This is a genomic window from Arthrobacter sp. R4-81, from assembly GCF_054792365.1.
In genome coordinates, this window is the sequence record NZ_CP096445.1 from 1,080,424 (window position 1) to 1,094,111 (window position 13,688).

General features: G+C 63.2%; 12 protein-coding genes. 8 read left to right on the top strand and 4 right to left on the bottom strand.

The window, feature by feature from the left end:
• Positions 1-4: 4 nt before the first annotated feature.
• Together M1E05_RS05070 and M1E05_RS05075 are read right to left on the bottom strand one after the other, a co-directional pair.
• The gene (locus M1E05_RS05070; protein WP_458111858.1) at positions 5-691 is read right to left on the bottom strand and encodes a potassium channel family protein; all 687 of its coding nucleotides are present in this window, start codon (positions 689-691) and stop codon (positions 5-7) included.
• Positions 684-2,117 carry a TrkH family potassium uptake protein gene (locus M1E05_RS05075; RefSeq protein ID WP_458111857.1) on the bottom strand — a complete coding sequence of 478 codons (1,434 nt, stop codon included), beginning with the start codon at positions 2,115-2,117 and terminating at the stop codon, positions 684-686. Before M1E05_RS05075 ends, M1E05_RS05070 begins: the two co-directional genes overlap by 8 nt.
• A gap of 104 nt (positions 2,118-2,221) precedes the next feature.
• Between M1E05_RS05075 and M1E05_RS05080 the strand changes: the two genes are divergently transcribed.
• Together M1E05_RS05080 and M1E05_RS05085 are read left to right on the top strand one after the other, a co-directional pair.
• Complete coding sequence (locus M1E05_RS05080) at positions 2,222-3,433, top strand: acetoin utilization protein AcuC (RefSeq protein ID WP_458114559.1); 1,212 nt, start codon at positions 2,222-2,224, stop codon at positions 3,431-3,433.
• A gap of 62 nt (positions 3,434-3,495) precedes the next feature.
• Positions 3,496-4,056, top strand: a complete 561-nt coding sequence (locus M1E05_RS05085) for an ArsR/SmtB family transcription factor (RefSeq protein ID WP_461164645.1) — start codon at positions 3,496-3,498, stop codon at positions 4,054-4,056.
• Positions 4,057-4,167: 111 nt separating this feature from the next.
• On the opposite strand, the gene M1E05_RS05090 is transcribed toward M1E05_RS05085, so the two are convergent.
• Complete coding sequence (locus tag M1E05_RS05090) at positions 4,168-5,508, bottom strand: alpha-hydroxy acid oxidase (RefSeq protein WP_461164646.1); 1,341 nt, start codon at positions 5,506-5,508, stop codon at positions 4,168-4,170.
• A gap of 125 nt (positions 5,509-5,633) precedes the next feature.
• Between M1E05_RS05090 and M1E05_RS05095 the strand changes: the two genes are divergently transcribed.
• Positions 5,634-6,323, top strand: coding sequence for a FadR/GntR family transcriptional regulator (locus tag M1E05_RS05095; RefSeq protein ID WP_458111854.1), 690 nt, complete (start codon positions 5,634-5,636; stop codon positions 6,321-6,323).
• Between the two features lie 13 nt (positions 6,324-6,336).
• Here the strand turns inward: M1E05_RS05095 and M1E05_RS05100 are convergent, their stop codons facing one another.
• The gene (locus M1E05_RS05100) at positions 6,337-7,350 is read right to left on the bottom strand and encodes a LacI family DNA-binding transcriptional regulator (RefSeq protein ID WP_458111853.1); all 1,014 of its coding nucleotides are present in this window, start codon (positions 7,348-7,350) and stop codon (positions 6,337-6,339) included.
• A 178-nt stretch (positions 7,351-7,528) separates the two neighbouring features.
• On the opposite strand from M1E05_RS05100, the gene M1E05_RS05105 reads away from it, so the two are divergent.
• The 5 genes from M1E05_RS05105 (at position 7,529) to M1E05_RS05125 (ending at position 13,628) form a co-directional block, all read left to right on the top strand.
• The gene (locus tag M1E05_RS05105; protein WP_461164647.1) at positions 7,529-8,968 is read left to right on the top strand and encodes a Gfo/Idh/MocA family protein; all 1,440 of its coding nucleotides are present in this window, start codon (positions 7,529-7,531) and stop codon (positions 8,966-8,968) included.
• The gene (locus M1E05_RS05110) at positions 8,965-9,996 is read left to right on the top strand and encodes an NAD-dependent epimerase/dehydratase family protein (RefSeq protein ID WP_461164648.1); all 1,032 of its coding nucleotides are present in this window, start codon (positions 8,965-8,967) and stop codon (positions 9,994-9,996) included. The genes M1E05_RS05105 and M1E05_RS05110 overlap by 4 nt, the downstream gene beginning before the upstream one ends.
• Complete coding sequence (locus M1E05_RS05115; RefSeq protein ID WP_458111850.1) at positions 9,993-10,898, top strand: 5-dehydro-4-deoxyglucarate dehydratase; 906 nt, start codon at positions 9,993-9,995, stop codon at positions 10,896-10,898. Before M1E05_RS05110 ends, M1E05_RS05115 begins: the two co-directional genes overlap by 4 nt.
• 32 nt (positions 10,899-10,930) lie before the next feature.
• Positions 10,931-12,109 carry a mandelate racemase/muconate lactonizing enzyme family protein gene (locus M1E05_RS05120; RefSeq protein WP_461165190.1) on the top strand — a complete coding sequence of 393 codons (1,179 nt, stop codon included), beginning with the start codon at positions 10,931-10,933 and terminating at the stop codon, positions 12,107-12,109.
• Between the two features lie 67 nt (positions 12,110-12,176).
• Positions 12,177-13,628: an aldehyde dehydrogenase (NADP(+)) gene (locus M1E05_RS05125; protein ID WP_461164649.1), complete on the top strand. Its 1,452-nt coding sequence runs from the start codon at positions 12,177-12,179 to the stop codon at positions 13,626-13,628.
• The last annotated feature ends 60 nt before the right edge of the window (positions 13,629-13,688 follow it).

The window sequence follows — 13,688 nt, forward strand, 5'->3', positions numbered from 1 at the left end:
GCCGTCAGGGCCTGGAAGCGAACCGTTCCAGGAGATCCACGTGACCCGACACAATGAGCATGTCCCTGGCTGAAACCTTCGTCTCCGGCCGGGCATAGGTGAAGTCCTCGCCCGGAGATTTCACCCCCACAATGGTCACCCCATACTTGGACCTGACCTTTGATTCATCCAGGGTGAAGCCGACTGTTTCCCGCGGCGGGTACATCTTCACGATGGCGAAATCGTCGTCGAACTCAATGAAGTCCAACATTCGCCCGGAGACCAGGTGGGCGGCCCGGACGCCGGCATCGGCCTCGGGGTAGATGACGTGGTTGGCGCCAATACGGGTCAGGATTTTGCCGTGCGAGGGCGTGATGGCCTTCACCCAGAGGTGTTCAATGCCGAGGTCCACCAGGTTCACCGTGATGAGCACTGAAGATTCAATGGACGTTCCCACGCCGACCACTGCGGAACTGAATTCCTGGGCACCGAGTTGACGAAGGGCGTCAATGTTGGTCGCGTCGGCTTCCACCGCATGGGTGAGCACGGGTGCCCATTTCTGGACGAGGTTACGGTCGCGCTCAATGGCCAGGACTTCACGGCCTTGTTTGACGAGCTGCTCCGCTGTGGCGGACCCAAACCGCCCAAGACCAATGACCAGGACCGGGGCGTTGTGGGCGGGGCGGTTAGCCGCGCCGGACGAATTAGCCAATGATGGGCCTTTCTTCGGGGTAGTGGTAAAGCTGGCTGCGCTGGCGCAAAGCCAAAGCGGCGGCAAGGGTTACGGTGCCGATGCGTCCCATGAACATGAGGGCTGTCAGGACATAGGCACCAGCAGGCGGTGCTTCAGCGCTCAGGTTCGTACTCAGGCCGCAAGTGGCGAAGGCGGAGATTGCTTCGAAGAGCACGCGGTCCAGTGGTTCCCCGGTGATGGAGAGGAGCAGGAACGCTCCTACCGAAACCAGCGTGGCGCCCGCCACGATCACCGAGATCGCCACGCGCATGGCTCCCTCAGGGATAGTGCGGCCATGGACTTTGACGTCCCTGTCGCCTCTGGCCTCGGCGAAGATGGCCAGGAACATCACAGCAATGGTGGTGACCTTGATACCGCCGGCGGTGGATGCAGAGCCTCCGCCCGCAAACATCAGGGCATCAGTCAGCAGCATCGTGGTGGATTCCATCTGGTTTTGATCCACTAGGTTAAACCCGCCGGAGCGGATCATGACAGATGCAAAAAGCGAATGCAGGACCTTCTCATCGAAACCAAGGGATCCGATTGTCCGCAGGTTATCCCACTCCATGACAGCCCAGAGCACGGTGCCTGCAACCAACAAGATGAGCGACACCTCAATAGTCAGCTTGGTGTGGAGGTTCCACTTCTTCCAGTTAAGCCCGTTTTGCTGCAGCACCATCACCACGGGGAACCCTAAACTTCCCAGGAATACGCCGACCATCAGCGGTATGAGGATCCACAAGTCGTTCTGGAAGGGGATGATGCCCTCTGCATGTGCCGTGAACCCGGCATTGTTAAATGCCGAAATGGCATAGAAGAAACCGTGCCAGACTGCGCGCCAGAAAGTCTCCCCAAGCATGAGGAAACGGGGGATGAGCGCCAGCGCCAGCACGCCTTCAATAACCACAGAGGTGGTGATCACGATCCGAAGGAGGGTGCCGACCTCCCCCAGCCGGCCGGCATTGTTCATCGACTGGGCAGCAATGATCTTCCCCCGCACACCAAGCCTCTTGCCCACCATGAGGGCCAGCAAGGAAGCCAGCGTAAGGGTACCCAGGCCACCAACGAAAATACCGATGAGTATCACCAGCTGACCGAAAAAGGACCAGTGTGTGGCAGTAGTAACGACCGTAAGTCCGGTGACGCAGACCGCAGAAACGGCGGTGAACATAGCTTGGTGAAGCGGTGTGACGTCACCGCTGGCTGATGCTGCCGGCAAGGAGAGCAGGCCGGTGAAAAGCAGGACAACAGTCGCGAAGGCAGTCAAAGCCAGCCGGGATGGTGATGTATTCGCAATGTTGTCAATAAAATCGCGAAGCCTTACGAGGAATCCCGGCCGTTCCCGCTCCGGGGCGCCGGGACGCCAGCTGGCCGGGCTCTTTGACCTCGACTGGATCTGCGTCATGTGTGGCTTTTCCTCGGTCGAAACTGCTTCCTTGAGTAGTAAACCACTTATTTTCGCACGAATGCGGGGCTGTCTGCCCGCCACGCTCGGGTAGCCTGTCCATGATGACATTCCTGCCCGGACTCAGCCTGCCCGCATTGCCAACGACGGTGGTGTGGGATTCCGCCATGACCTCGTACAACTTCGGCCTCGGGCATCCGATGGCTCCGGAGCGCATGGAGCTGACCGCGCGGCTTGCCCGCAGCTTGGGACTGCTGGACCTGGAGCACGTCACTGTAGCCGCGCCGGAAGTAGCCGGGGACGAAGAGCTTCTCAGAGTCCACAGCCCGGAATTTGTCGCCGCCGTCCGCCGCGTCAGCGAAGCCCCCGAGGTGCCCGATCTGGACCGAGGCCTGGGCACTGAAGATGACCCGGCCTTCGCGGGGATGCACGAGGCGAGCGCCCGGATAGCGGGGGGTTCACTGCTGGCCGCAACGTCCATCCTGGACGGCAGCGCGGTGCATGCAGTGAATTTCGGCGGAGGAATGCACCACGCCTCGCGCGAACGCGCCAGCGGCTTCTGTATCTACAACGATGCCGCGCTGGCCATCCAGAAACTGCTCGACGGCGGAGTGAGCCGTGTTGTGTATATCGACGTGGACGCTCACCACGGGGACGGAACGCAGAGCATCTTCTGGGACGATCCGCGCGTCATGACCATCTCGCTGCATGAAAGCGGCATGTCGTTGTTTCCCGGCACAGGTTTCGCCAACGAGATCGGCGGCCCCAACGCCTTGGGCACCTCGGTCAACGTCGCTTTGCCGGCCGGCACGGGTGATGCCGGCTGGCTGCGTGCCTTTCACGCCGTCGTTCCCCAAGTGGTGGGCGCCTTCGAACCCGAAGTCATCGTCAGCCAGCACGGCTGTGATGCGCACCGGCTGGATCCGCTGACGCACCTCAACATCAGCATCGACGGCCAGCGGGAGGCGGCCACCGCCGTCGGGAACCTGGCGGCCCGCCATTGCGGCAACCGCTGGATCTCCACCGGGGGCGGCGGCTACAGCGTGACCAATGTTGTGCCGCGTTCCTGGAGCCACCTGATTGCCATCGCGGCGGGGCGCCCCGTACCGCTCCGGACCCCCGTCCCGGAAGATTGGCGCAGCTATGTGCAGGAAAAATATGGCACCCACGCCCCCGAGCTGATGGGCGATGATGTCGATCTGTGGTGGCGCTCCTGGGAAGTGGGCTTTGACCCCAATGACGCTGTGGACCGCAGCGTCATGGCCTCCCGGAAGGAAATCTTCCCGCTTCACGGGCTGGATCCCTGGTTCGACTGAATTCACGGTTCGATGAACAGCAAGTGATGCCATCTCAGGCATATGTTCGCTAGGGTGGACCCATGGTGACAGACGACGTATTTGCCGTCATTGCTGAGGCAACCCGGCGTGACATTCTGGTATCCCTTCGGGCAGGGGACAAAGCAGTGGGTGAACTGGTCCAGGAGCTGGAGGCGAGCCAGCCCACCATTTCCAAGCACTTGAAAGTTCTCCGGGAAGCGCACCTCGTCACCATGCGGGCGCAGGGACAGAAGCGCTACTACGCGCTGAACCCGCAACCGCTGATAGGTATCGCCAACTGGCTGGAGACTTTCGACGTCGGACATTCAGCTGCCGCCGGAAAGTCACCGGCAGCGGAGGTTGCGCCCCTGTCGGAGGCGGAGGGGTTGCCAGCTGGCCAGCGGGGCACCGCCGAGGCTGGCCTTGCAGCTGCCGTCAGTTCGGAGGCCCAGGCCATCTCCCCCCGCTCGGCACAGGGCCAGCTCAGTCCCGCCGTCGCGATTCCGGTTGCTGTTGGTCCCGACGGAACTGTGCCCCAGCAGATTGGCCGGACCGTGGGGCGTGCTGCCGCCAAGGCTTCGGACCTTCTCTCCAACCTTCCCAAGTTCGGCCGCAAGAAGTAGCCCGCCGTTCCAACCCCGCGACATGGCATTTAACGGCAGTGTCCGGCGTCGGCACTGCTGTTAAGTGCCATCTCGGGTGCCATCCAGGCGGAGAGCCTAACTCCGGAGCGGTTACTTGCCGAGGATCCGCACGTGGTCCGGGGTCAGTTCTGAGAGATTGGTGACGCCCAGGAGCGCCATGGTGCGGGTCATGTCCTTTTCCAGGATCTGGAGGGCGCGGTCCACTCCGGCGCGGCCACCGGCCATCAGCCCGTAGAGGTAGGCGCGGCCGATCAGCGTGAAGTCTGCGCCGAGGGCGAGGGCCGCGATGATGTCGGCGCCGCTCATGATGCCGGTGTCGAGGATGATCGCGGCGTCGCTGTTGTCGGCCTTGAATGCCGCGGAAACTTCGGGCAGCAGGTGGAACGGGATGGGCGCGCGGTCCAGTTGGCGTCCTCCGTGGTTGGAGAGCACCACGCCGTCGGCTCCATGGTCCACCACCTTGCGGGCGTCCTCGACAGTCTGGATGCCCTTGACTACCAGCTTGCCCTTCCAGGTTTCGCGCAGCCAGTCCAGGTCCTCGAACGTGAGCGTCGGATCGAACATGGAGTTGATCAGGTCTGCGACGGTCCCGGTGTAGCGGGAGAGCGAGGCGAAGGTCAGGGGCTCGTGGGTGAGGAAGTTGAACCACCACGCCGGCCTGTACGAGGCATCCAGGACGGTCTTGAGTGTGAGCGCCGGAGGGATGGTCATGCCGTTGCGGACATCGCGGAGACGGGCTCCGGCGACGGCGGTATCCACCGTCACCATCAGCGTATCGTTCCCGGCTTTGGCAGCCCGTTCGATGAGTTCAAGTGAGCGGTCACGGTCCGTCCACAGGTACAACTGGAACCAGTTCCGGCCGTTCGGGGCTGCCTCGGCCACGTCCTCTATGGAGGCGGTGCCCATGGTGGAGAGGGTGTAGGGAATACCGGCGGCTTCGGCGGCCTGGGAGCCTGCATACTCGCCCTCGGACTGCATCATCCGGGTAAAACCGGTGGGAGCAATACCCACAGGCAGCCGGGATGACTTGCCCAGAATGTCGGTGCTCAGATCGATGCTGGAAACGTTCCGCAGGATGCCCGGCCGGAACTCGATGTCCAGGAAGGCTTCCCGGGCCCTTCGCAAGGTGATCTCAGCTTCGGCTGCGCCGTCGGTGTAATCGAACGGAGCCTGTGGAGTCCGCCGCTTGGCGATATCCCGCAACTCCCAGATGGTGCTTGCCCGGCGCAGCTTGGCCTCCCGGCTGAACTCAGGCTTCTTGAATTGCATGAGCGGAGCAAGGTCTGAGTATTTGGGCACCCGTCGCCTGAGGGCCGCCGGGATGCGCTCCCTTGAGCTGGAGGTTTCGACGGCGTTCGCACTTCCGCCGGGTGTGGTGGCTTCAGGAGTGGTGGGTGCTTCTGGATTTGTGGGTTGAACAGTCTGCGTCATGTGCTGCCTCGTCAAGGGATAAGGGCGCTGAATCATCCGCGGCCAGGGTTTGGGCGAAAGAAAGCTGCTGTGGTCTAACCACACTTTAGGGCATGTGGTCCAACCACATCAAGTACCATTGCTCCATGCGCACGCACCAGCTTGTCCTGCAGTGGATCGAAAGCCAGCTCCTCGGCGGCCACCTGGCATTGGGTGGGCGGCTTCCCGCTGAACGGACCCTTGCAGAACAGCTTGGGGTGTCGCGTACTTCCGTGCGGGAGGCCATCCGGATCCTCGAAGCTATGGGGGTGGTGCGGGCGGGTGTTGGCTCAGGCCCCGACGCGGGCACGGTGGTTATTGCGGACCCGACCACAGCCCTTGGCTCAGCCTTGAGGCTTCATGTTGCAACTTCGCACCTTCCTGTTGCGGATATTGTCCAGACCCGCGTGCTCCTGGAGTCCTGGGCGGTGGCCCGGGCCACCCCTGGTTCACCCGCACTGGCTGAGGCTGCGGCGCTGCTCGACGAGATGGAAAAAAGCACGGAAACGGACCAGTTCCTGGCCTTGGATGTGCGCTTCCATCTCGCCTTGGCTGAAGCTGCGGGTAACGCGGTGGTCAGTGCCATGATGGGCTCCCTGCGTGAAGCCATCCAGAGCTATGCAGGCCGCCTGACGGCGAACCTTCCGGATTGGGATGCCACCGCCGCCCGGCTTCGGGACGAGCACCGATCGATTCTTGCAGCCATCAACAAGAACGACGGCGCCGCGGCGGCGAAGCTGGTTACCGACCACATCCAGGGGTACTACGAGGAAGCCGGCCTGGGCTCCGGACGGTAACCCTGGTCCTGGACTACCCCTTCGCTGGCCCTGTGCTGCCACGGACCTCCAGCTGTGGCTGGAATGTGCTGGGTGTTGGAGGAGTCTCCGCCTGCTGGATGAGGGCCCGCATGCTGTGCCATGCCTGCTGGCCAAGCTCGGTAATGGGAACTGCGGCAGTGGTCAGCGGCGGTGTGGTGTAGCGGGCGAAGGGAATATCGTCGAAGCCTGTCACAGAGATATCTTCGGGAACCCGCACACCCTTCTCGTGCAGCCCGCTCAGGAGGCCCATCGCCACAAGGTCGTTGAACGCAAGGACGGCCGTGGCTCCGCTTGCAATGACTTTGTCCGCCGCTTCATGGCCTGCTTCAAAGCTTGATCCGCCTTCAAGCATTTGCAGCTCAATATCAGGATGGGCCGCGGAGAACTTCTCCAAGCCATTGAGCCGCATGCCGTTTGAAGCGCTGCGGGCAGGACCGGCCAGGAATGCCAGCCGGGTGTGGCCCAGACTGACCAGATGGTCTGCCAGCTCCTGGATCCCTTGGCCGTAGTCAACCATGAGGCTGGGTGCCTGCGTCGATTCAGTGCTGCGGTTGATGAGCACCATGGGGTGGAGCGAGGGGGCAAGCTCTTCCAGCTCCGCGGCACTCATGCGCGGGGCGCACAGGACCAGGCCATCACAGCGCCGCCTGGCCTCTCCCGCCAGGATCGCTTCTTCGCTGGAGACTTCCGAGGAATCGGCGATCAGCACGCGATATCCGTCCTGGGCGGCGGCCATGCTGAGGCCCCGGAGGATGGCTTGGAACGTGGGGTTGGACAGATCCGGCACCACGATGCCGATCGTGTCGGTCTTACCCAGAGCGAGGCTTCGGCCCACGGGGTTCGGCTGGTAGTTCAGCTCAGCCGCAGCCGCACGAACCCGCTCGGCAATGGTTGCATCCACCGTGAAGTTGCCGTTCATGACACGCGAAACTGTGGCATGTGAAACTCCAGCCAATAGTGCGACGTCGGCTATGCCGATTCGCCGTGTGGTGGATCTCCTGCCCATGGGGCCCCTTTCCGGGAATCTAAGATCCGGGCCGTTCTGGCTGATGGTTGACGTGACCACCGGAGTCTTGGTACAAAGTTTATAACGGACTGAGAAAACGCTTTCTCATAATTCTTCCCGCATCATCATCGGCCGTCAAGCGGCCAGGCTTCCTGCCTTTCGAAAGGGGCGCATCCCAATGGTCAACGTTGACACCGCCGATTTACCGCCGGCCTCACAGCCAGCCGGATCACCGGCGGCAGCCAAGGAGCACGGGCAGCTGAAAAGGGCCCGGATCGCCCTGATCGGCACCGGCGGGCGTTCGGAAATGTATATCCGGGCCATCCTCGGCACTCACTCCGATACAGCAGAACTCGTGGCACTATCCGACGTGAACCCGGGACGGGTGGACTACTACCAGAAGCTCATCGGCGAACTGGGAGGAACCGGCTCTGTCCGGTCCTTTGAGCCAGCACAGCTGACGGCGTTCATCAAGGAACACGGCATCGACCGTGTCATCGTCACCACCCCTGACTACACGCATGCCAACTACATCGTGGAGGCGCTCGAGGCGGGTGCCGACGTCGTCGTCGAAAAGCCCCTCACGATCGACGCCGATGGTTGCCGCCGTATCACCGCTGCGGTGGCTGCAACGGGACGGAATGTAGTGGTGACCTTCAATTACCGCTATTCCCCCCGCAACAGCGCCCTGAAGGAAATCATCCAGAGCGGCGTGATCGGAAAAGTGACGTCCGTCGACTTCAGCTGGGTGCTGGATACAGTCCATGGTGCTGACTACTTCCGCCGCTGGCACCGCGAGAAGAAGAACTCCGGCGGGCTGCTGATCCACAAGGCGTCGCACCACTTCGACCTCGTGAACTGGTGGATCGACGACGTCCCCGAGCGCGTATTCGCTTCGGGGGGGCTCAAATTCTACGGCGACAAGAACGCGGCCGAACGGGGGCTGGGCGCGCGACCGGAACGCGGCACGCTGGAGGCTTCGAATGCCGACGGCGGGACGAAGGATCCCTTTGTCCTGGATCTTCGCGACGACGACAAATTGCGCGAGCTGTACTACGAAAATGAGCACCACGACGGCTACCGCCGCGACCAGGACGTCTTTACGGCCGGGATCACCATCGAGGACAATCTCGCGCTGATCGTCGATTACCAGGGTGGCCCCACGCTCAGCTACTCCCTCAACGCGCACAGCCCCTGGGAGGGGTACCGCGTGGCGGTGAACGGTACCGAAGGCCGCGCGGAACTGGAAGTGGTGGAGCGTGCCGCCGTCGTCAGCAGCACCGACAAGAAGACCGTAGTCGATCCGAGCGCGACGCCGGTGGAGGAGGAGGACGCCGTTCGCCGCAACGGTGAGCGCCTGGTGGTCCAGCGCCACTGGGAAGCCGCCTACGAAGTTCCCATCGTCAACGGTGAGGGCGGCCATGGCGGGGGAGACATCCTGCTTCTGTCAGACCTGTTCAATGGACCGGGCGAAGATCCGCTGGGACGTCCGTCCGGTTACCTGGACGGCCTGCGTTCGGTCTCAGTGGGCATTGCGGGCAACCGGTCCCTTGAATCAACACTGCCGGTCCGCATTGAGGATCTGGACCTCGGCGTCGATCTGCGGCGTCAGCCATGAGGATACTTGTCACAGGTGGCTCGGGCAGGCTGGGCCGCAGCGTCGTCGCAGGCCTTGCCGCTGCCGGACACCGGATTATATCGGTGGACCGCGACGCCGTTCCCTCCGCCCAGCTGCCATCCGGCGTTGAGCAGGAAACTGCCGACCTCCTCGCTCCGGGGGAAGCGCGCCGGATCATCAGCGCAACCCTGCCCGACGCCGTCGTCCACCTTGCGGCTATTGCCGTACCGTTCAGCGCCCCTGAGGAGGTTATCTTCAGCACCAATACGCGGCTCGCTTTCGCCGTTGTAAGCGCCGCGACTGAGCTGGGCGTGGGCAAGATCGTCACAGCCAGCAGCCCCACGGTCCTAGGCTACGGCTCGCCGGCCGGCTGGGTGCCTGAGCGGTTCCCGATGGATGAGGAAACGGTGCCGCGGCCTTGGAATGCCTATGCATTGTCCAAGCTGATCGCTGAGCAGACCGTCCAGATGTTCGCCGCTGCACAGGGTGAAAACATCCGGTATGCGGCGTTCCGGCCCTGCTACGTCATTTCTCCGGAGGAATGGCAAGGAGCGCCAACACAGCAAGGCCACACGGTCCTTGAAAGGCTGGAGGATCCGGCCTTGTCCGCTCCCGCCTTGTTCAACTACGTGGATGCCCGGGACGTCGCCGACTTCCTCGATGCCCTCCTGCGCAAGATGGATTCCATCCCCAACGGCCAAACGTTCTTTGTGGGAGCCGCGGATGCGCTGGCCACGGAGTCCCTCGCCACACTGATGCCGGAGTTCCTGCCAGGGAGCGGCGAAGCAGCAAGCGCCCTGACGGGGACCAGCCCGGCGTTCTCCATTGCCAAGGCGCGCGAGATGCTCGGCTGGGAGCCTCGCCGCAGCTGGCGGACCGAGCTCAGCCCGGCGCTGGGAGACGGGCCGCCAGTTTCTGAACAAGTCAAGGCTGAACCACCCCGCAATCCTGAACCACCCGCTGCCACACAGACAGAAGGTACCGCCGACCTCATAACGGCAGGGACCGGATCCAAGGAGAACAAGTGAAATTCGACGGCGTTCTATTCTTCCCGGTCACACCCTTCACTCCCGAGGGTGATGTCGATGTGGCCATCCTCAAAGAGCACATCACCTCCCGGCTCCCGTTCGGACCGGGCGGTGTATTTCCTGCCTGCGGCACGGGGGAGTTCCATGCCCTCAGCATCGAAGAAGTCCGCACTGTAGTTACCGCCGCTGTGGAGGCGGTTGCCGGGCAGGTATCGGTAGTCGCCGGGACTGGGGGACCGCTGGGACATGCCCTGGCGGCTGCCCGCGCCGCGGAGGCAGCGGGAGCTGATGCCCTCCTGGTTCTTCCGCCATACCTCGTCACGGGCCCCAGCGCGGGATTGGTGGCCTACATCGAGGCTGTGGCCGACGCCAGCAGCCTGCCCGTCATCGTTTACCACCGGGGCAATGCGCAGTACACGGCGGCGTCCATGGCCCGCCTCGCAGCAAACCCCAAGGTGATCGGCTTCAAGGACGGGCTGGGGGATGTGGGGCTCGCCCAGGAGATCGTCTCCGCCATCAATGCCACCGGACGCAGCGATTTCGCTCTGTTCAACGGCCTGCTGACGGCCGAACTGAGCCAGGGCGCCTATCGTGGCCTCGGCATCCCGCTGTATTCCTCTGCAGCCTTTGCCATGGCTCCGGAGATCGCCAAGGCATACTACGACGCCTACATGTCCGGCGACGAGGTTAGGCGCAACGCCCTGCTGGAAGGTTTCTACGCACCGCTGGTCCGGCTTCGTGACCAGACGCCCGGCTTCGGCGTTTCGCTGATCAAGGCCGGGCTCCGCCTGGGCGGGCTGCCAGTGGGTTCCGTACGTCCACCGCTCGTGGACCCCAGCGAGGACCAGTTGCTGCAGCTGAAGTCCATCCTGGCCAAGGGCTACGAGCTGGCAGGGCAATGACCTCTGGACAGGCTCCGACCACTGGACATGCAATGGCCAGCGGCAGGGCGGGGACAAGCAGGATCACGGGGCTCTCCGCCCGGCTCCTGACTGTTCCGCTGCGGCGCAGCTGGGGTGCGGACGCCCCGGAAAACCATGTGATCGTTACGGAAATCAGGACGGACGACGGCGGTGTGGGGCACGGATTTTCGTGGACTCCCACCATCGGCCCCCAAGCGGTGAAGGCACTGCTTGAGTACGACATAGCACCGTTCGTCACCGGGCTCGAACCCAACCCGGAGCTGGTGTGGGACCAGCTCTGGAAGAGACTGCACGAAGCCGGCGGCGGAGGCCTGACCACCATCGCGATGGCTGGCGCGGACCTGGCCCTGTGGGACCTGCAGGCCAAACTGGCCGGATCTTCGGTGACAAGCCTGCTGGGCCAGCGCCAGGAATCAGTGGAGGTCTATGGCTCCGGAGTGAACCTGCACTACACGCTGGACGAGCTGGTGGACCAGGTCCAGCGCTGGGTGGCGGCAGGGCACAAGGCCGTCAAGATCAAGGTGGGGAAGCCGGACATCCAGGAGGATGCCGAGCGGGTGGCGGCGGTCCGGTCGGTGCTGGGGCCGGACAGGAAACTTATGATTGACGCCAATCAGCGATGGGATCTTCCCACAACCTTCCGGGCCCTTGATGTGCTGGCAGGCTACGGCCTGGAATGGCTGGAAGAGCCTATTCGGGCGGACGATCTGTGGGCCTACCGCCGGCTGCGGAAGCACTCACCCGTTCCCATCGCACTGGGGGAAAACCTCCACACGATCTACCGCTTCCGTGACTTCATCGAAGCGGAGGCCGTGGATATTATCCAGCCCAACATCGTCAGGGTTGGTGGCATCACGCCCTTCCGGCGGATCGTGGAACTGGCCAGAACCAACAGCATCAAGGTGATGCCGCACCTGCTTCCCGAATTGTCCGGGCAACTGGCGCTCACCATGACCGAGCCAACCCTCGTTGAGGACGTGGAGGACGCCTCCTTTGAACAGCTCGGAGTACTGGGCGGACCGTCACCCGTCCGCGTCAGCAACAGCCTCCTTACCGCCACGGACCAGCCCGGGCTCGGCCTCACCTTCACGGAACAGCCCAGCTTTACGGAACAGCCCAGCTTTACGGAACAGCCCAGCTTTACGGAACAGCCCAGCTTTACGGAACAGCCCAGCTTCGTTTCACGGTAAACCGGGCACATCGTTTTGCCTCTTATTTGCCGGCACCGTACTACCAACCGCAGAACAGGATCAAACAGTGACAACAGCAACTCTTGACCTAACGGAACTGACGGCGGCGGCCACGCGGGCCGCCAAAGAGTCCGCGAGAGCGAGTGATGCCGAGCGCGCGTCCTGGCTTGCCGCCGTCGCCGATGCCCTTGATGAAAATGCGGCTGAACTGGTTTCCATTGCGAACGAGGAGACAAACCTCGGCGAAACAAGGCTTACGGGAGAGGTCGCGCGTACCTCGGGCCAGCTGCGGCTCTTCGCCAAGGTGATCACGGAGGGCTCCTACCTTGAAGCCGTAATCGACCACGCCGATCCCACTGCGACTCCGCCCCGCCCTGATCTTCGAAGGGTGTTGCAGCCCATCGGCCCGGTGGCGGTGTTCTCAGCGTCCAACTTCCCGTTCGCTTTCTCCGTGGCGGGCGGCGACACTGCCTCAGCCTTGGCGGTGGGCAGCTCTGTGATCGTCAAGGCCCACTCCGGCCACCTCAAGTTATCGTTGCGGACGGCTGAAATCGTCGCAGATGCCTTGAAGGTTGCAGGCGCCCCCGAGGGCCTCTTTTCACTGGTCAGCGGACGCGAAGTAGGTACTGCGCTGGTTCAAGACCCTGCGATTAAGGCCGTGGGCTTCACGGGCTCCATTCCCGGGGGTCGCGCGTTGTTCGACCTCGCCACGTCAAGGCCGGACCCCATCCCGTTCTATGGAGAACTGGGAAGCTTGAATCCCGTTGTCATCACGGCCCCAGCACTTGAAGCCCGGTCGGCTCAGCTCGCCAGCGGTCTTGCCGCCTCCTTCACCATGGGCGCCGGGCAATTCTGCACTAAACCGGGGCTCGTGTTCATTCCGGCTGGTACAGACTTCGGCTCCGAACTTGCTCAGGCCGTTGCCGGCGCACCGGCTTCCCCCATGCTCACGGAACGCATTGCCGCTGCCTACCCTGAAGGCCTCCGCAGCGTTGCGAAACTACCCGACGTGTCGGTCATCAGCGGTGCTGTGGAACAGAATGCCGACGTCGACGGCGCCGCGCCGGTAGTCTTCTCGACGACGGCTGCGAACGTTATGGATCACCCCGTTGAATTACTCGAAGAATGCTTCGGACCCACCACCATGCTGATCGAGTACAGCAGCGACGAGGAGCTCGCAGCGGTCCTGGCTAAGGTGCCCGGCAGCCTCACAGCCACTCTGCATTCGCAGCCTGGGGAAGACGTTGCAGGACTCGTGGATCAGTTGTCCGCCCTTGCAGGAAGGGTGCTTTTCGCCGGTTGGCCCACCGGCGTGGCGGTCAACTGGGCCCAGCAGCACGGCGGCCCGTACCCAGCCACCACATCGCTTTTCACCTCTGTGGGGGCCACGGCGGTACGCCGCTTCCAGCGGCCGGTGGCCTATCAGGATGCCCCCGAGGCCGTGCTGCACCCGGCACTGCAGGAGGAGAACCCGCTGAACATTCCGCGGCGGGTGGATGGAAGGCTGGTTCTTCCGTAGGAAGTGTCCGGGAGAGCCTCCCCGGCACGAGTAATTGCGGAGCGGGAAGTTGCTGCTGAC

Bases quoted from the DNA above. Each gene is read 5' to 3' on its own strand.
- M1E05_RS05100 (WP_458111853.1), bottom strand. From the start codon at position 7,350: ATGGGCAGGAGATCCACCACACGGCGAATCGGCATAGCCGACGTCGCA.
- M1E05_RS05095 (WP_458111854.1), top strand. From the start codon at position 5,634: ATGCGCACGCACCAGCTTGTCCTGCAGTGGATCGAAAGCCAGCTCCTC.
- M1E05_RS05090 (WP_461164646.1), bottom strand. From the start codon at position 5,508: ATGACGCAGACTGTTCAACCCACAAATCCAGAAGCACCCACCACTCCT.
- M1E05_RS05110 (WP_461164648.1), top strand. From the start codon at position 8,965: ATGAGGATACTTGTCACAGGTGGCTCGGGCAGGCTGGGCCGCAGCGTC.
- M1E05_RS05105 (WP_461164647.1), top strand. From the start codon at position 7,529: ATGGTCAACGTTGACACCGCCGATTTACCGCCGGCCTCACAGCCAGCC.
- M1E05_RS05085 (WP_461164645.1), top strand. From the start codon at position 3,496: ATGGTGACAGACGACGTATTTGCCGTCATTGCTGAGGCAACCCGGCGT.
- M1E05_RS05080 (WP_458114559.1), top strand. From the start codon at position 2,222: ATGACATTCCTGCCCGGACTCAGCCTGCCCGCATTGCCAACGACGGTG.
- M1E05_RS05120 (WP_461165190.1), top strand. From the start codon at position 10,931: ATGGCCAGCGGCAGGGCGGGGACAAGCAGGATCACGGGGCTCTCCGCC.
- M1E05_RS05075 (WP_458111857.1), bottom strand. From the start codon at position 2,117: ATGACGCAGATCCAGTCGAGGTCAAAGAGCCCGGCCAGCTGGCGTCCC.